The 16,082-nt window shown below is 65.2% G+C and carries 15 protein-coding genes; 10 read left to right on the top strand and 5 right to left on the bottom strand.

The annotated features are described in order from the left end of the window. The first annotated feature begins 204 nt into the window (after positions 1 to 204). Positions 205 to 1,092 (top strand): dienelactone hydrolase family protein, encoded by an 888-nt coding sequence (locus ABIA45_RS18850; protein WP_404653156.1) that lies wholly within the window; start codon positions 205 to 207, stop codon positions 1,090 to 1,092. Between the two features lie 58 nt (positions 1,093 to 1,150). On the opposite strand, the gene ABIA45_RS18845 is transcribed toward ABIA45_RS18850, so the two are convergent. After that, positions 1,151 to 2,419 (bottom strand): serine hydrolase domain-containing protein, encoded by a 1,269-nt coding sequence (locus tag ABIA45_RS18845; protein ID WP_404653154.1) that lies wholly within the window; start codon positions 2,417 to 2,419, stop codon positions 1,151 to 1,153. A 122-nt stretch (positions 2,420 to 2,541) separates the two neighbouring features. Next, the gene (locus ABIA45_RS18840) at positions 2,542 to 3,390 is read right to left on the bottom strand and encodes an SDR family oxidoreductase (protein WP_404653153.1); all 849 of its coding nucleotides are present in this window, start codon (positions 3,388 to 3,390) and stop codon (positions 2,542 to 2,544) included. Between the two features lie 154 nt (positions 3,391 to 3,544). Here ABIA45_RS18840 and ABIA45_RS18835 point away from each other — a divergent pair, with 154 nt between their 5' ends. Continuing rightward, positions 3,545 to 4,339, top strand: a complete 795-nt coding sequence (locus tag ABIA45_RS18835; RefSeq protein ID WP_404653152.1) for an HAD family hydrolase — start codon at positions 3,545 to 3,547, stop codon at positions 4,337 to 4,339. Here ABIA45_RS18835 and ABIA45_RS18830 read toward each other — a convergent pair. Together ABIA45_RS18830 and ABIA45_RS18825 are read right to left on the bottom strand one after the other, a co-directional pair. Beyond that, positions 4,324 to 4,731, bottom strand: a complete 408-nt coding sequence (locus ABIA45_RS18830) for a nuclear transport factor 2 family protein (RefSeq protein ID WP_157281862.1) — start codon at positions 4,729 to 4,731, stop codon at positions 4,324 to 4,326. The two genes, ABIA45_RS18835 and ABIA45_RS18830, sit on opposite strands and share 16 nt — an antisense overlap. Before the next feature lie 95 nt (positions 4,732 to 4,826). After that, on the bottom strand, positions 4,827 to 6,311 hold the full coding sequence (locus ABIA45_RS18825; RefSeq protein WP_404546307.1) for a mannitol dehydrogenase family protein: 1,485 nt from the start codon (positions 6,309 to 6,311) through the stop codon (positions 4,827 to 4,829). A 159-nt stretch (positions 6,312 to 6,470) separates the two neighbouring features. Here ABIA45_RS18825 and ABIA45_RS18820 point away from each other — a divergent pair, with 159 nt between their 5' ends. The 6 genes from ABIA45_RS18820 (at position 6,471) to uxuA (ending at position 12,847) form a co-directional block, all read left to right on the top strand. Next, on the top strand, positions 6,471 to 7,283 hold the full coding sequence (locus ABIA45_RS18820) for a FadR/GntR family transcriptional regulator (protein ID WP_271542075.1): 813 nt from the start codon (positions 6,471 to 6,473) through the stop codon (positions 7,281 to 7,283). Between the two features lie 80 nt (positions 7,284 to 7,363). Further along, positions 7,364 to 8,329, top strand: a complete 966-nt coding sequence (locus ABIA45_RS18815; protein ID WP_404546305.1) for a sialic acid TRAP transporter substrate-binding protein SiaP — start codon at positions 7,364 to 7,366, stop codon at positions 8,327 to 8,329. Between the two features lie 219 nt (positions 8,330 to 8,548). Then, the gene (locus ABIA45_RS18810) at positions 8,549 to 9,127 is read left to right on the top strand and encodes a TRAP transporter small permease (protein WP_271542074.1); all 579 of its coding nucleotides are present in this window, start codon (positions 8,549 to 8,551) and stop codon (positions 9,125 to 9,127) included. Positions 9,128 to 9,131: 4 nt separating this feature from the next. After that, positions 9,132 to 10,538, top strand: a complete 1,407-nt coding sequence (locus tag ABIA45_RS18805; protein WP_036042393.1) for a TRAP transporter large permease — start codon at positions 9,132 to 9,134, stop codon at positions 10,536 to 10,538. After that, a complete protein-coding gene (locus ABIA45_RS18800; RefSeq protein WP_404653151.1) occupies positions 10,535 to 11,584 on the top strand; it encodes an L-idonate 5-dehydrogenase in 1,050 nt (349 codons plus the stop codon). Before ABIA45_RS18805 ends, ABIA45_RS18800 begins: the two co-directional genes overlap by 4 nt. Positions 11,585 to 11,659: 75 nt before the next feature. Next, the gene (gene uxuA / locus ABIA45_RS18795) at positions 11,660 to 12,847 is read left to right on the top strand and encodes a mannonate dehydratase (RefSeq protein WP_404655700.1); all 1,188 of its coding nucleotides are present in this window, start codon (positions 11,660 to 11,662) and stop codon (positions 12,845 to 12,847) included. Between the two features lie 239 nt (positions 12,848 to 13,086). On the opposite strand, the gene ABIA45_RS18790 is transcribed toward uxuA, so the two are convergent. After that, positions 13,087 to 14,025, bottom strand: a complete 939-nt coding sequence (locus ABIA45_RS18790; protein WP_157281852.1) for a LysR family transcriptional regulator — start codon at positions 14,023 to 14,025, stop codon at positions 13,087 to 13,089. Between the two features lie 211 nt (positions 14,026 to 14,236). Here ABIA45_RS18790 and ABIA45_RS18785 point away from each other — a divergent pair, with 211 nt between their 5' ends. Together ABIA45_RS18785 and ABIA45_RS18780 are read left to right on the top strand one after the other, a co-directional pair. Next, positions 14,237 to 15,319, top strand: coding sequence for an ABC transporter ATP-binding protein (locus ABIA45_RS18785; protein WP_157281850.1), 1,083 nt, complete (start codon positions 14,237 to 14,239; stop codon positions 15,317 to 15,319). Between the two features lie 37 nt (positions 15,320 to 15,356). Further along, positions 15,357 to 16,073, top strand: coding sequence for an HAD family hydrolase (locus ABIA45_RS18780; RefSeq protein WP_157281848.1), 717 nt, complete (start codon positions 15,357 to 15,359; stop codon positions 16,071 to 16,073). The last annotated feature ends 9 nt before the right edge of the window (positions 16,074 to 16,082 follow it).

Below are 16,082 nucleotides of genomic sequence, written 5' to 3'. Positions count from 1 at the left end.
ATGTTGCGATGCAGTGCAGCCAGACGGTTAAGTCCGGCACACGGCCCCACGCTCCGGCGGGCGGCGGACACCGGCGCTCGCTAAACGAAGGGATGAAGCGGTGAACCGCGTGCTCGCAGCCTGGTGACTTGCGTTTATCCGGCAATTACTGGCGAATGCGGCGCCCGAGAGGCATCAGCATGGGAATCAGGAATGGGAAGATCGATGAGCTTTGAAACTACCATGACATCCGACGTCGTTGGACTGACGAAAGTCGCCCCGCTCTCGCGCCGCGGATTCATGAGCGCGACCGCGGCCGTCGCCGCCGGCTACACGCTCGCGGCCGGTCCGGTCCGGGCCGACATCATCACGACGGATACCAGCGGCCTCCAGGCCGGCGATGCCAGGATCAAGGTCGGCTCCGAGGAAATGCCCGCCTATTTCGCCCGCCCGGCCGGCAACGCCAAGGCGCCGGTGATCATCGTGGCGATGGAGATCTTCGGACTGCACGAATACATCCGGGACGTGACGCGCCGCCTCGCCAAGCTCGGCGCGTTCGCAGTGGCGCCCGACTATTATTTCCGCAAGGGCATCGACCTGACCAAGGTCACGGATATCAAGGAGCTGCTGCCGGTGGTGAATGCGAAGCCGGACGCGGAGCTGTTGTCGGATCTGGACGCGACGGTCGCCTGGGCAGGATCGCAAGGCGGCGACACGACGAAGCTCGGCATCATCGGCTTCTGCCGGGGTGGCCGCACGGTCTGGGAATATGCCGCTCACAGCGGTGCGCTCAAGGCGGGCGTTGCCTTCTACGGGACCTTGGTCGATCCCGCCAACCCGCTGTGGCCGAAGAGCCCGCTGCAGCTCGCGCCCGAGATGAAGGCGCCGGTGCTCGGCCTCTATGGTGGCGCCGATACCGGCATTCCCGTCGCCCAGGTCGAGCAGATGAAGGCCACGCTCGAGCAGAGCAAGAAGACGGCCGACTTCAAGATCTACCCCGAAGCGCCGCACGGCTTCCATGCCGACTATCGCGGCAGCTACCGCAAGGACGCCGCGGAAGATGCCTGGAAGCAGGCAGAGGCCTGGTTCAAGAAATACGGCGTGTTGAGCTGACGCTGATTAATAAGGGCGGCCGGAGCGGCCGCCCTTTCTCTTTCAGGGCATGACGATCTCACTTCGTCATCGCGCCGTAGACGATGTCCTGGACCTGCTCGCGATAATACTTCCTGAGCTCACCCGGTGCCGCCGTCCCCACCACGACGACGAGACGCTCCTTGGGATCGCAGAAGAACTGCGTCCCGTAGGCTCCGTTCCAGGTGAACTCGCCCGGATTGCCGGGGACCGACGACAATCCTTCGGCCGTCCGGACCGCCACCGAAAGGCCGAAGCCGAAGCCGCCGCGATGCGGCTCGACATTGGCGACGTTATTCTTGATCTCGGGGCCGAGATGGTTCGCCGTCATGTGACGGACGGTCTTCGGACCGAGGATGCGCTGGCCGTCGAGCTCGCCGCCATTGAGCAGCATCTGTCCGAAGCGGAGGTAGTCGCCGACCGTCGCGAACGAGCAGGCGCCGCCGCAATCGAACTTGGTTGGGGTGTCCAGGAGCTTGATGGCCTGCGGCTTGCCCGCCAGCGGATCGTTCGGGAAGGGGCGGGCGAGGCGCGGGCGCTGCGCCTCGGTCGGATGGAAGGTCGCATCCTTCATGCCGAGCGGCTGCCAGACATTGGCAGCGAGATAGTCGCCAAGCTTCTGCTCGCTCACCTTCTCGACGACAGCGCCGAGCACATCGATCGAAAAGCCGTATTCGAACGCGGTCGAGGGCTGCTGCGCCAGCGGCAGCTTGGTGATGCGATCGATGAAAGCCTGGGTGTCGCCTTCGATCGCCGGCGCAATGCCATCGGGATATTGCCGCGCCACCGGGCTCGATGAGTCGGGGCGGCCGCCATACATCAACCCCGACGTATGCCGGTAGAGATCGTGGATGAAGATCGGCGAGGTCTGCGGTTCGAGCTTGAGTGATCCGTCCGCCTGAGGCACGCCGACCTTCATGTCGGCGAAGCCCGGGTAGTATTCGGACAGCTTGGCCTGGAGCGGCAGCCGTCCCTGCTCCATCAGCGTCAGGCCGGCGACCGCTGCCATCGGCTTGGTCATCGAGGCCAGCGCGAAGATCGCATCGAGCGGCATCGGCGTGCCCTTGGCCGGATCGAGCAGGCCATAGGCCTTGTAGTGGACGAGCTTGCCGTCGCGCGCGATGGCGACCACTGCGCCGGGAACGCGCTTGGCCGCGATCTCGCGCGCGAAGAAATTATCGAGGCGTGCAAGGCCTTGCTTCGAAAATCCGACATCGTCGGGACTGGCTTCGGGCAGCGGCGCAGCGCGCGCGGCGCCGAGCGTGACGACAGCAATCGTTGCCGCGATCATGGCGATCGTCTTATTCATTGCATTCTCCCAAGAGGCGAGCTCGTTGTGCAGTGGCTCGCTCGATGCCTAGATCATGACCGCACAGGGACGAAGTCAAGCGCGGGGGCGGCATGTCTGGGACGCATCGGAGCGCAGGAACCCTAACGTCCTTCGCCTGCGCGCCAGAGAGCGTCGAGGCCGTGCCGATAGGTGGGGCAGGCCAGCGTGACGCCGAGCTCGCGCTTCAGTTTCTCGTTGGAGACGCGGGCGCTGCTGGCATAGAAGCTGCGCGCCATCGCCGACATCTCGGCGGTGGCGAACGCTTCTTCCGGCGGCGGCGCCACGCCCATCAGCTGCGCGGCATAGCCGATCACGTCCTGCGGCGGCGCTGGCTCGTCGTCGCAGACGTTCCAAACGCCGCCGCCCTGGTGATGAACAGCGGCCATGATCGCGCTCGCGATGTCATTGACGTGGATGCGGTTGAACACCTGTCCCGGCTTGATGATGCGCCTCGCCGTTCCCGCGCGCAGCGTCGCCAGCGCGTTGCGGCCGGGACCGTAAATGCCGGCAAGCCGCAGGATCGCGGCATCGCCGCCCGTCGCATCCGTCCAGGCCTGCTCCGCCGCGATCCGCATCCGCGTGCGGTCGAGGATGGCCTGCGGCGGCGTGCTCTCGTCGACCCACGCTCCACCGTGATCACCGTACACCCCGATGGTGGAGAGATAGATGGCCTTGCGTTGCCGCCCTGTCAGCACGTCCGCGAAGGCTGCGAGCGCGGGATCGCCGCCGCTGCCGGGCGGGATCGACACCAGGAGGACGTCGGCGTCGCGAACCCGTTCAACCGTCTCGGGCGACGGAAGGCTGCCGGAAAACGGATGCACCTCGATCCCGGCAAGGTCGTCCCGCTGCGCGGGATTGCGCACGGTGCCGGCGACATGCGAGAAGCTGTCGCCGTGCTTGCGGACGAAATGCCGCGCGCTGTAGCCGAGGCCGAGGATGAAGAGCCGCATGCGTCTCCCGTGCAGGTCGAAAGTTCCCGTTCGCGCGTCGCGCCCCGTTCGCTCATAAGAGATTTTTGGGTCCGGCAAAAGATATTGCGATTTGTCTCGCCCTCCGGCTCGGCCGATGCTCGCTTTACGCAGCGTCGGAAGGGAGGCATCGATCATGCAGGCCGAAGCGTTGGTTCAGCCGCCAGCGGACGCCGCCGATCTGATCCGGCGCGCGGCCGCGCTGATCTTCGACGTTGACGGCACCCTGGCCGAAACCGAGGAGCTGCATCGGCAGGCCTTCAACCTTGCCTTCGCCCGCCACGGGCTCGACTGGCAGTGGGACCGCGCCGTCTACAAGGACCTGCTGCGGGTGACGGGCGGCAAGGAACGCATGCGCGCCTACCACAACGGGCTACTGACCGCTCCGCCCTTGTCGGACGGGGACATCGCAGAGCTCCACCGCATCAAGACCGCGCATTATGCCGAATTGGTCGAGACCGGCCGCTGTCCCTTGCGGCCGGGCGTGACGGATTTGCTCAGGGCCGCGAAGGCGAGGGGCCAGCGGCTTGCGATTGCGACCACCACATCGCACGGCAATATCGATGCGCTGCTGTCGCAGGCGCTGGGCAAACGCTGGGCCGCGGATTTCGATGCGATCGTCGCCGGCGACGACGTCAGGCACAAGAAGCCGGCACCGGACGTCTATCTCGAGATCCTGGCGCGGCTGAAGCTCGAGGCACCCGATTGCGTTGCGATTGAGGATTCCGCCAACGGTCTGATCGCGGCCTCGCGCGCGGGCATCCCGGTTCTGATCACCCGCAGCACGTTCTTCGGAGGCGACGACTTCACCGGCGCGCATATCGTGCTCGACGATCTGTCGGAACTTTCGACCGCCAAACAAAAGCTGAAAAACAACCCCATGCACAGTAGATCACGGCGCCGTGATCGCCGTGCTCAGTGGACGCGGTGACTTGTTCTATCGTCCTCAGCCTGCTCGACAATCTGCGCGATCGGGCTGGACTGATGGTGCACCAGGCGCCAGTCGTCGCCGACGCGGCGAAAATGGTTCGCCGCAGCCAACGCGGTGCCGTCGACGATCTCGATGCAGAGCACGCGGGCGCTGTCGCCGTCGACGATGGCCTGCGGCTCGGCGCAGACGATCTGCGGCCGCTGCGGGTTTTGCAGGATGTCGCGCCAGCTTCCGATCACTGTGGCGCGGCCGATGATGGCCGGCCAGCCGGGATGGATGCAGGAGATGCCGTCGTCGTCCGCCCACATCCGTTCCATGCCGGCGAAGTCGCCGGTCGAGAACGCCGCGTAAAAGGCCGCGTTGGCGGCGATGACCTTGGTGTCGTTTCCCATCGCTCTCGGGTGGGGCAAGGACAGGCAAAAATCAAGCGCGACTTTCCGTCGACTTTGGCCGCAGTGCAGCATTCAGGATGCTGCCCGCGTCGTGGTCACGCTGAAACGTGCGTTGCCACGGCCCGCCGCGCGCCGTCGGCATAGAGGCGGCCGAGCGCCGCGGTAACAGCCTCGCGCAGGCGCGGCTCGGCGCCGAGCGGCCCGAACACCTTCGCCACCCCTAGCAGTGCCGGCGCGAGGCGCTCGGCAACGGGTCCTGCCTCGCGCGCCAGCGCGGCGAACTCGGCGGCGAATGGATCGCGCACGTCGATCGGCCGTCCCTGCTCGTCGACGCCGCTGACGTAGCGCATCCAGGCGGCGACCGCGAGCGCATGCGTTGCGATCGGCAGGCCTCTCGCAAGGCGATCCTGCATCGCGCCGAGCAGCCGCTGCGGCAGCTTTTGCGAGCCGTCCATGGCGATCTGCCAGGTGCGGTGGTGCAGCGCCGGATTGGCGAAGCGTTTGAGCAGCGAGGCGCGATAGGCGGCGAGATCCGTGCCTGATGGCATGGTCAGCGTCACCGCGGCCTCTTCCATCACCTGCGCGGCAAGGCGCGCAAAATGCGGATCCTGCATCGTGTCGGCGATGGTCTCGTAGCCGGAGAGATAGCCGAGATAGGCCAGCGCGGAATGGCTGGCGTTGAGGAGCCGCAGCTTCATCAGCTCGAACGGCTTGACGTTGCCGACGAGTTCGACGCCCGCTGCGGCAAGGTCCGGCCGGCCCGCGGTGAAGCGGTCCTCGACCACCCATTGCGTGAACGGCTCGGTCATGACAGGCCAGGCGTCGCGCATGCCGAGCGCAGATGCGACCGCATCGCGGTCGGCATCCGTCGTCTCCGGCACGATGCGGTCGACCATGGTCGAGGGGAAAGCAACCGTGTCGGCGATCCACTTGCCGAGTTCCCTAGAACGCAGCGCGGCGAACTGCGTGACGATCCGCTGCACGGTGTGGCCGTTGGCGGCGAGGTTGTCGCAGCACAGCACGGTGAAGGGCGAAAGACCCTGCGCCCGCCGCCGTGCCAGCGCGGCGACGATGAAGCCCGGCGCCGAGCGCGGCGCGTCGAAATTATTGAGGTCGTGCACGACATCAGGATGCCGCTCGTCGAGATCGCCGGTCTGCGGCGTGTGGCAATAGCCCTTCTCGGTCACCGTGAGCGAGACGATGCGGATGGCGGGACCGGCCATCCGCTCGATCAGGGCTGCCGGCTTCTCGCGCGCGACGACGCTGTCGAGCAGGGCGCCGATCACGCGGTGCTCGGTACCTTCGGCGGAACGCACGGCGACGGTGTAGAGATGGTCCTGCGGGGCGAGGGCGTCGCGCGTCTCCGGGCTGCGCAGGCTCGCGCCGATGATGCCCCAGGACATGCTGCCACTAGCAAGGCAATCGTCGATGACGACGGCCTGATGGGCACGATGAAACGCCCCGAGGCCGAGATGCACGATGCCGGGCGTGACGCGCGAACAGTCATAGGCCGGACGGCGGATGGCAGGTGCCAGCCGGTCGAGATTGGCGCGACCAAGGCAAGTGGAATCAAGGCGCATCGAGCTCTGGCGCATGGACGTCTTCCCTTTGCTTTGCCGCTGCTTGACATGGCGTCCGTATCAGGTCAATGCTCCGGTCAATTGGTAAGACCAATTTTCCAAAATTGGCGGGCCGCGGGCGCCGAAGGCGCCGCGCGAGACCTTTTCGGGAGGACCAGCGTGCCGCTGGAAGCTGTGGAGGCGAGACGGCTCTATCGCCAGGTCGCCGATCAATTGCGAAGCCTGATCGACAGCGGCGAGTACGCGGTCGGCAGCCGCTTGCCGACCGAACGCGAGCTCGCCGAGCAGCTCAAGGTGTCGAGGCCCACCGTGCGCGAAGCCTTGATTGCGCTCGAGGTCGAGGGCCGCCTGCGCATCCGCGTCGGATCCGGCATCTATGTGATCGAGCCCGCCGCAATCGCCGCGCCGGCGCCATCAGCGGTCATAGAAGGCCCGTTCGAGCTGCTGCGTGCCCGCGAATTCCTCGAAAGCGCCATCGCAGAGCAAGCCGCGCGCGTGGCGACCAAAGATGACATCGACCGAATCGACGCCGCGCTCGTCGCGATGGAGAATGTCGACCATCCTGGCGAAGCCTCGATGGTTCATGACCGCGCCTTCCATATCGCCGTGGCAGGATGTCTCGGCAATGCCGTGCTGGTGCGGGTGGTCGGCGAGTTGTTCGACCAGCGCCTCAATCCCTATTTCGCGCAGCTAGCGCATTATTTCGAGAACCCCACCACGTGGCGAACCGCGCTCGACGAGCACCGGGCCGTGCGTGACGCCATCGCTGCGCGCCGGCCGCTGACGGCCCATGACGCCATGCGCGATCACCTCGCGCATTCGCAGGAGCGCTTTGCACAGAATTTTGGTGCCGAGACATCAGCAGGGGCGCCGGCTGCACAGAAGCGGGCGGCGCCGTCCGGGGTTCAGCCGGCGAAATCAAAACGACCATCGAAGAAACAGGCCAAGAGCGGTGGCGCGCGGAGGCCATGAAATGGGCGGTCCGTTCCGGTTCGGGGCGGGCAAACAAGAAGCAGACTTGAACGATGGAGGAAAAGTCGATGTTGAAGAAGATGACGATTGCAGCAGTGATGTCCGCCGCCACGCTGTTGGCAGCGACCAGCGCCAGCATGGCGCAGACCAAGCTCAAATGGGCCCATGTCTACGAGCCCTCGGAGCCGTTCCACACCGCCTCGGTCTGGGCCGCGCAGGAGATCGGCAAGCGCACCAACGGCCGCTATGCGATTGAGGTCTATCCGGCCTCTCAGCTCGGCAAGGAGACCGACATCAACCAGGGCCTCTCGCTCGGCTCGGTCGACATCATCATCTCCGGATCGAGCTTCGCGGCCAAGAGCTTCGCGCCGATCGGCGTGACCTATTATCCCTACACCTTCCGCGATGCCGATCATCTGCTCGCCTACACCAAGAGCGACATCTTCAAGGAGCTCGCCAAGGGCTATGAGGACAAGAGCGGCCACCACATCGTCGCGGTGACCTATTACGGCGTGCGCCAGACCTCGTCCAACAAGCCGATCAAGACCTGCGCGGACATGAAGGGCCTGAAGATCCGCGTGCCCGACGTTCCGGCCTATCTCGCAATGCCGCGCGCCTGCGGCGCCAACACCGCGCCGATCGCCTTCGCCGAGGTCTATCTCGCGCTCCAGAACGGCACCGTCGAGGCGCAGGAAAATCCGCTGACGACGATCGAGGCTAAGAAGTTCTACGAGGTGCAGAAGCACATCGTGCTGACCGGCCACATCGTCGACCATCTCAACACGGTGATCGCCGGCGCGCTGTGGAAGAAGCTCAGCGACGAGGACAAGAAGATCTTCACCGATGTGGCGCAGGAGGCGGCTGCCAAGGCCACCGGAGAGATCAAGCAGAACGAGGCCAAGCTGGTCGCCTTCTTCAAGGACAAGGGGCTGACCGTGACCGAGGTCGACAAGAACGAGTTCCGCGACACCGTGCTGAAGAACGTCGCGTTCGAGACGTTCGGATACCGCAAGGCCGACTGGGAGAAGATCCAGGCGGTGAAGTGACCGCCGCTTGCCCCGCCATAAGACCCTCATGGTGAGGAGCGCGAAGCGCGTCTCGAACCATGAAAGCCCAGGCGTCGCCCGGGGGCATCCTTCGAGACGCTTGCTTCGCAAGCTCCTCAGGATGAGGAGCGGAGCAAGCGTGAGACAGTAGAACAAAGACGTCATTCCGGGTTCGACGCTGACGCGTCGCCCCGGAACGACGATTTGGAGAGAGGTAACATGTCCACCGCCGAAATCCACCGGCAGATCACCGCGGACGAGATCGCGCACACCTTCGAGGAGGAGGCGACGCCGAAGGTCGATCTCGGCGTCTACGCCTTCGAGGACTGGGTGGCGCTCGCGATCTTCTGGGTGATGGCGCTCGCCGTCTTCCTGCAGTTCTTCACCCGTTACGTGCTCAACGACAGCTACGCCTGGACCGAGGAGATCGCGACCTATTGCCTGATCGGCGTGGTCTTCATCGGCTCGTCGATGTGCGTACGGCTGTCGCGGCATATCCAGGTCGACCTCGTCTATCGCTACCTGCCGCATGCCGTAGGGCGCGTGCTGTCGACCGCGATCGACCTGATCCGGATCGCCTTCTTTGGCTACGCCATCAAGCTGGTCTGGGTCTACATCAGGATCATCGGCGACGAGCAGATGACCACCATCAATCTTCCCAAGGACTATGTCTATTACGCCGTGTTGCTCGGGTTCGTGCTGATGCTCGCACGCTCCGTGCAGGTGGCAATCCAGAACTGGCGGCAGGGTTACTCGGTCCTCGAACGTCCCGGTGCCTACGACGGATCGGAAGGATAAAACCATGCTGCTGTTGCTCGGAGGCTTTCTCGTTCTCATGCTGCTCGGCGTTCCCGTGGCGATCGCCATGGCGGTGTCGTCGCTGCTCTACATCCTGGTCAGCGGCGTGACGCCAGATGTCACGCTGGCGCAGCGCATGATCGCCGGCGTCGAGAGCTTCCCGCTGCTCGCCGTGCCGTTCTTCATCCTGGCCGGCAATCTCATGAACATCGCCGGCGTTACCGGCCGCATCTACAAATTCGCGGTTGCGCTGGTGGGGTGGATGCGCGGCGGCCTCGGCCACGTCAACATCATCGGCTCGGTGATCTTCTCCGGCATGTCCGGCACCGCGATTGCGGATGCCGCCGGTCTCGGCACCATCGAGATCAAGGCGATGAAGGACCACGGCTACTCCACCGAGTTCTCGGTCGGCGTCACCGCGGCTTCGGCAACGCTCGGGCCGATCATCCCGCCGTCGCTGCCCTTCGTGATCTACGGCATGATGGCGAACGTCTCGATCGGCGCGCTGTTCCTGGGCGGCGTCATTCCCGGCGTCGTGCTGACGCTGTTCATGATGGTGACCGTCACCTATTTCGCGCACAAGAACAAATGGGGCAGCGACACCCCGTTCTCCTGGCCGCAGCTCGGCTCGGCCGGCCTCGAGATCCTGATCGTGCTGTCATTCCCGATGGCGATCTGGCTGATGGTCCTCGCCGGTCTCTCGGTCAACACCGCCGTCGTCATCGGCCTCGGCACGCTGCTCCTGATCGACTGGTATTTCGATTTCTCGGCGGTGATGGCGCTGATGGCGCCGGTGATCCTGATCGGCGGCATGACGCTCGGCTGGTTCACGCCGACGGAAGCTGCGGTTGCCGCGGTGATCTGGTCGCTGTTCCTCGGCCTCGTGCGCTACCGCACCATGACGTTCCAGACCGTCGCCAAGGCGACTTTCGACACCATCGAGACCACGGCCTCAGTGCTGTTCATCGTCACGGCGGCCTCGATCTTCGCCTGGCTGCTCACGGTGTCGCAGGCGGCGCAGATGCTGTCGGACTGGATGCTCAGCATCACCCAGAACAAATGGGTGTTCCTGGCGCTCGCCAACGTGCTGATCCTGTTCGTGGGATGCTTCATCGACACCACGGCGGCGATCACCATTCTGGTGCCGATCCTGCTGCCGATCGTGCTCAAGCTCGGCATCGACCCCATTCATTTCGGCCTGATCATGACGCTGAACCTGATGATCGGCCTGTTGCATCCGCCGCTCGGCATGGTGCTGTTCGTGCTCGCCCGCGTGGCGAAGCTCTCTGTCGAGCGAACGACGGTGGCGATCCTGCCCTGGCTGGTTCCGCTGATGCTGGCGCTGATCGCGATCACCTTCATTCCCGAACTGACCCTCTGGCTGCCAAAATACATGGGACTCTCCAAATGACCTCGACCGCTCTCGCCGCGACCCTGTTCGGCCCCGAAGACCTGCGGATGATCGAGCATCCGCTCGACAAGCTCGCTGACGGCATGGTGCGCATCCGCTTCGGCGCCGGCGGCATCTGCGGCTCGGACATGCACTATTTCCGTCATGCCCGCACCGGCGACTTCGTGGTGAAGTCGTCGCTGGTGCTGGGACATGAGATCTCGGGCGAGGTCGTGGAGATCTCCGGTGCCGCTGCGAACCTGAAGGTCGGCGACCGCGTCGCCGTCAACCCGTCGCGCTGGTGCGGCCATTGCGTCGCCTGCCGCGAAGGCCGGCCGAACTTGTGCGAGAACATCTATTTCATGGGATCGGCCTCGAAGACGCCGCACATGCAAGGCGGCTTCGCCAACTACTTCGATGCGATCCCTGCGCAGTGCGTGAAGATTCCCGATCACGTCTCGTACCAGGCCGCGGCGCTGGCCGAGCCCCTCGCGGTCTGCCTGCACGCGGTGGCGCGCGCCGGCAAGATCGAGGGCAAGCGCGGCATCATCTTCGGCGCCGGCCCGATCGGGCTTCTGACCATGCTCGCGGCGCACCGCGCCGGCATGGCCGACGTCACCGTGGCCGACATCGCGCCGGCGCCGCTGGCTTTTGCGACCAAGCTCGGCGCCTCCCATGTCGAGAATGTCTCGGCCGGCGAGGAAGGGCTGAAGGCGCAGGCCGCGTTGCGCCCCTATGACGTCGCCTTCGAGGTCTCGGGCACGGCTGCGGGCCTTGCGAGCGCGATTCAGATCGTCAGGCGCGGCGGCGTCGTGGTGCAGATCGGCAATCTGCCGGGCGGCCAGATCCCGACGCCGTCGAATGCGGTGATGGCCAAGGAAATCGACCTGCGCGGCTCGTTCCGCTTCGGCTTCGAGTTCATGAATGCGGTGGAACTGATCGGCAACGGCAGCGTCGACGTGTTGTCGCTGGTCACCGCCGAGCGGCCGCTCTCGACCGCGCCTGATGCGCTGCGGCTGGCGCTGGACCGCTCGCAGAGCGTCAAGGTCGTGCTGACCGCGAACTGACTTTTGTTTTGACGCGTTTTCTTCACGCGAACCGGTACCCGCTTCGCTCGAAAACGTTTTGGGAGGCAGCACATGATGCTGGAGGGATGGCGCTGGTACGGGCCGGATGATCCGGTCTCGCTCGATGACGTCAGGCAGGCCGGGGCGAGCCAGATCGTCTCGGCGCTGCATCAGGTGCCGATCGGGGAGGCCTGGACGCGCAAGGCGGTCGAGGAGCGCAAGAATTTTATCGAGAATGGCCAGCCCGGCCGCTCGCAGCTGACCTGGTCGGTGGTGGAATCGATTCCGATCCCCGACGACGTCAAGCGCCTCGGCGGAAAAGCGACCAAGTCGATCGAGGCGTGGATTGCGAGCCTGGAGGCGGTGGCGGCCAGCGGCATCAAGATCATCTGCTACAACTTCATGCCCGTGGTGGACTGGTGCCGCACCGATCTGGAATGGGAGCTGCCGAACGGTGCCCGTGCCATGCGCTTCGACCAGGACCGCTTTGCGGCATTTGAACTGCACATCCTGAAGCGCCCGGCGGCCGCGCAGGAGTATAGCCCCGAGCAGCAGGCGCGCGCGAAAAAGCTGTTCGAGCAGATGAGCCAGGCGGATATCGACTATCTCGTCATGGTGATCGCCAGCGCGCTGCCGGGTTCGACCACCGAGCCGATGACCATCCCGCAATTCCGCGACCGGCTGGAGACCTATCGCGACATCACGCCTGAGATCCTGAGGCGGCATCTCGCGGAATTCCTCGCGCGCGTGACGCCGGTGGCCGAGCAGCTCGGTGTCTCCTTGACGCTGCACCCGGACGATCCGCCGCGGCCGCTGTTCGGCCTGCCGCGCATCGCCTCGTCGGCCGACGATTATCAGGCGCTGTTCGATGCCGTGCCGTCCAAGGCCAACGGCATCTGCTTCTGCACCGGCTCGCTCGGCGTGCGCGCGGAGAACAATCTGCCTGATATGGCCGAGCGTTTCGGCCCGCGCATCGCGTTCGCCCATCTGCGCGCGACCAAGCGCGAGGCGGACGGCCTGTCGTTCTACGAGTCCGACCATCTCGACGGTGACGTCGACATGATCGCGGTGCTCAAGGCGCTGCTAAAGGAGAACGCACGGCGCGCACCGGACAAGCGAATCGTGTTCCGTCCCGACCACGGCCACCGCATGCTCGACGATCTCGCCGCCACCAAGCGCACCAATCCCGGCTACACCGCGATCGGCCGCCTGCGCGGCCTCGCAGAGTTGCGCGGTGCCATCAGGGCGATCGAGCATCGGTAGAGCCACAACTCTATCCACGTCGTCATTGCGAGCGCAGCGAAGCAACCCAGAATCCCTCCGCGGAAAGACTCTGGATTGCTTCGCTACGCTCGCAATGACGTGGAGGGAGGGGGGCGACGCCTCCACAGCGTCATGGCCGGGCTTGTCCCGGCCATCCACGCCTTACCACGTGGCACGGCGAACGTGGATGCCCGGGACAAGCCCGGGCATGGCGGCTTCTTGTGAAGCTCGCTCCAGGCTCAATAGCACGCCGCCATGGCGCCGAGCTTCGGATAGAGCCGGTCGATCGCGGCGATCTCGCTTTTCATCTGCGCGATGATCCAGTCGCGGATCTCGGCGGCGATCGGGCGCATCGGGCGGTTGCGCGGCGGCAGGAATTCGCAGATGCGGCGCGTGGTGGTGAGCCGGTCGGAGGCCGGCACCAGCGCGCCGGTGAGCAGCCAGTGCGAGGCGACCGTCAGCCAGCCGAGCGCGATGCCCTGGCCGAGCAGCGCGGCCTGCACCACGACGGCATAGTCGGTAAAGCTCAGCGCCTTGGCCGCGCCGCGGCGGCCGGTGAGGAGGGAAGCGTAATCCGCAGCCCAGTCGCCCGGTGTCTCGGCGAGGCGGATGATGGTGTTGCCCTCGGCGGGATCGGTCTCGCCGAGATAGCCGGGGCTGCACATCGGCAGCATCACTTCCTTCATCACCAGCGTGCCGCCGGAGGGCGGCTCGTCGCGGTCACGGAAGCGCATGCCGAGATCGACATTCTCCACCGGTCCGCGCAGCGCGCCGGAAATCAACTGGAAACGCAGATCGACTTGCGGAAACTGCTTCTGCAGCTTGTCGATGCGCGGCATTAGCCAGTGCGTGGTGAAGGCGGAGGAGACCGACAGCGTCACCGTCTCGGTGCCCTTGCGGCGCCGCTCGATCTCGACGAGCCCGCTCTCGATGCTGCGGAAGCCTTCGAGCACGCGGCGATAGAGCAGCTCGCCTTCCTCGGTGAGCACCGCGCGGCCCGCCTTGCGATCGAACAGGCGGACGCCGAGATGCTCCTCGAACTGGCCAAGCATGCGGCTCACCGCCGGCTGCGTGACGTTCAGCTCGGCGGCCGCAGCCGTGAAGCTGCCATTGCGCGCCGCCGCGTCGAAGACGAACAGGGCGTTGCCGGACGGCAGCATGCGACGGAGCTCTGGCATAACGTCATGTTATGGGCGCGGTGAGAATTTGGCAATTGCCGGATTTTGCCAAGTCTGGTGTCATGAGCATGACAGCCTAACGACAGGCCCTTAGAGCGAGGATTTGGTGCAGCGCACGCTTCGGCCGTGAGTGCTCCAAATCCCTGTCTATAAAGCAGGCTTATGGCGCGCAGTGAGGCGCGCCGGCTGAGGGACATCGCGAGGTCGATCGTTGGACAAGCGAGCGGAAAGCGTCGAGATCAGGTCCGCCAGCAAGGCCTATGGCGCCGTTCGCGCCCTCGATGACGTTTCGCTCAATGTCAGCGCCGGTGAATTCGTCTCACTGCTTGGCCCGTCCGGCTCCGGCAAGACCACGCTGCTCGGCATTTTGGGCGGCTTCATCCTGCCGACCTCAGGCACGATTCTATTCGGAGGCCGTGACGTCACCTACATGCCGCCGCACAAGCGCGACATCGGCGTGGTGTTCCAGAACTACGCGCTGTTTCCGCACATGAGCGTCGGCGAGAACGTCGCCTTTCCCTTGCGCGCGCGACGCCTGCCGAAATCCATCTGGCCGGACAAGGTACGCGCAGCGCTCAGCATGGTCGGGCTTGCCGGCTATGAAGAGCGCGGCATCGCGCAGCTCTCCGGCGGTCAGCGCCAGCGCGTGGCGTTGGCGCGCGCCATGATCTTCGAGCCGCGCCTGATCCTGATGGACGAGCCGCTCTCGGCGCTCGACAAGCAGCTCCGCGAATCCATGCAGATCGAGCTGCGCGCGTTGCACAAGCGCATCGGCGCGACCATCATCTATGTCACCCATGACCAGCGCGAGGCGCTGACCATGAGCGACCGCGTCGCCGTCATGAAGGACGGTCGGTTGGTCCAGATCGACGAGCCGGCGCGGCTGCATGACCATCCCGTCGATTCCTTCGTCGCCAGCTTCATTGGCGAAGCCACGATGCTGCCGGTCCGCCGCGTCGATGGCTCCAGCGTTGCGCTCGGCAATGCCTTGCTGCGCAGCGCACGCGCCATTCCCGATGGCGATGCCCTGATGCTGGCCGTGCACAGCGAGAAGCTGCTGATCGATGATGGCGCGCAGGATGCCGCCTGTAACCGGCTGACCGGGACCGTCACCGACATCGTCTATCAGGGCGAGAGTCTGCGCATTTTCCTCGCGCTCGCCGATGGCATCGCACTCAGCCTGCGCCAGCCGAGCTATCACCAGGCCTATCACCGCATCCCGCCGCTCGGCGGCAGCCTTACCGTCACGCTCCACCCCGAGGACACCATTGTCGTGCCCAGGGTGCGGGACTGAAACTGAAGCCTCATCCAACCCGAGAGAAGAAACTGATATGTCGACACAAGCCGCGTTCAGCAATTTCAAGGTGCTCACCTTCGACGTCGTCGGCACCCTGATCGATTTCGAGACCGGCGTGCTTGAAGCGGTCCGCAAGATCGGAGGCAAGAAGGCGGCCGAGCTCAGTGATGACCAGATCTTCGAATCCTACAAGCGCGGGCGCGATAAGCATTACGAGCGTTCGAGCGAGGTGATGTTCTACGTCTACCGCTATCTCGCCAACGAGCTCGGGCTGCCGGCGGACGATGCCTCCTGTGACGTCTTCCAGCTTGCCGTGCTGCGCTGGGGGCCGTTCTCGGACTCGGTCGAGGCGCTGAAGCGCCTGCGCACGAAGTTCCGCCTGGTGGCGATGACCAATGCCGACCGCGTGGCGCTGTCGTGCTACGCGCATGCGCTCGGTAATCCCTTCGATGACACCGTCTGCGCCGACGACACCGGCGTTGCAAAACCGAACCCGGAATTCTTCGCCTACAACAAGGGCCGCCAGTCGGCCTTCGGCTACAAGCAGTCCGACATCCTGCACGTCGCGCAGAGCCAGTATCATGACATCGGGATCGCGCGGAAGCTCGGCTACAAGGTGTGCTGGATCGAGCGTCGCCAGGGCATCGCCGGCTTCGGCGGCACGCCGGCGGTGGAGACGCTGACCAAGCCGGACTTCCATTATCCGACGTTGAAGGCGCTTGCCGACGCGGCCATCGGGCCGGCGGCGTAACGGAGAGCT

Origin of the sequence: Bradyrhizobium sp. USDA 336 (assembly GCF_044908355.1) — a bacterium.
Classification (GTDB): Bacteria; Pseudomonadota; Alphaproteobacteria; order Rhizobiales; family Xanthobacteraceae; genus Bradyrhizobium; species Bradyrhizobium yuanmingense.
The sequence above is the reverse complement of the archived record's forward strand: the minus strand, read 5'-3'. Positions and strand labels throughout refer to the sequence as shown.

Coding starts and splice junctions, on each gene's coding strand:
- ABIA45_RS18805 (WP_036042393.1), top strand. CDS start 9,132: ATGCTGCTGTTGCTCGGAGGCTTTCTCGTTCTCATGCTGCTCGGCGTT.
- ABIA45_RS18780 (WP_157281848.1), top strand. CDS start 15,357: ATGTCGACACAAGCCGCGTTCAGCAATTTCAAGGTGCTCACCTTCGAC.
- uxuA (WP_404655700.1), top strand. CDS start 11,660: ATGCTGGAGGGATGGCGCTGGTACGGGCCGGATGATCCGGTCTCGCTC.
- ABIA45_RS18810 (WP_271542074.1), top strand. CDS start 8,549: ATGTCCACCGCCGAAATCCACCGGCAGATCACCGCGGACGAGATCGCG.
- ABIA45_RS18845 (WP_404653154.1), bottom strand. CDS start 2,419: ATGAATAAGACGATCGCCATGATCGCGGCAACGATTGCTGTCGTCACG.
- ABIA45_RS18850 (WP_404653156.1), top strand. CDS start 205: ATGAGCTTTGAAACTACCATGACATCCGACGTCGTTGGACTGACGAAA.
- ABIA45_RS18830 (WP_157281862.1), bottom strand. CDS start 4,731: ATGGGAAACGACACCAAGGTCATCGCCGCCAACGCGGCCTTTTACGCG.
- ABIA45_RS18815 (WP_404546305.1), top strand. CDS start 7,364: ATGACGATTGCAGCAGTGATGTCCGCCGCCACGCTGTTGGCAGCGACC.
- ABIA45_RS18825 (WP_404546307.1), bottom strand. CDS start 6,311: ATGCGCCTTGATTCCACTTGCCTTGGTCGCGCCAATCTCGACCGGCTG.
- ABIA45_RS18835 (WP_404653152.1), top strand. CDS start 3,545: ATGCAGGCCGAAGCGTTGGTTCAGCCGCCAGCGGACGCCGCCGATCTG.
- ABIA45_RS18800 (WP_404653151.1), top strand. CDS start 10,535: ATGACCTCGACCGCTCTCGCCGCGACCCTGTTCGGCCCCGAAGACCTG.
- ABIA45_RS18790 (WP_157281852.1), bottom strand. CDS start 14,025: ATGCCAGAGCTCCGTCGCATGCTGCCGTCCGGCAACGCCCTGTTCGTC.
- ABIA45_RS18840 (WP_404653153.1), bottom strand. CDS start 3,390: ATGCGGCTCTTCATCCTCGGCCTCGGCTACAGCGCGCGGCATTTCGTC.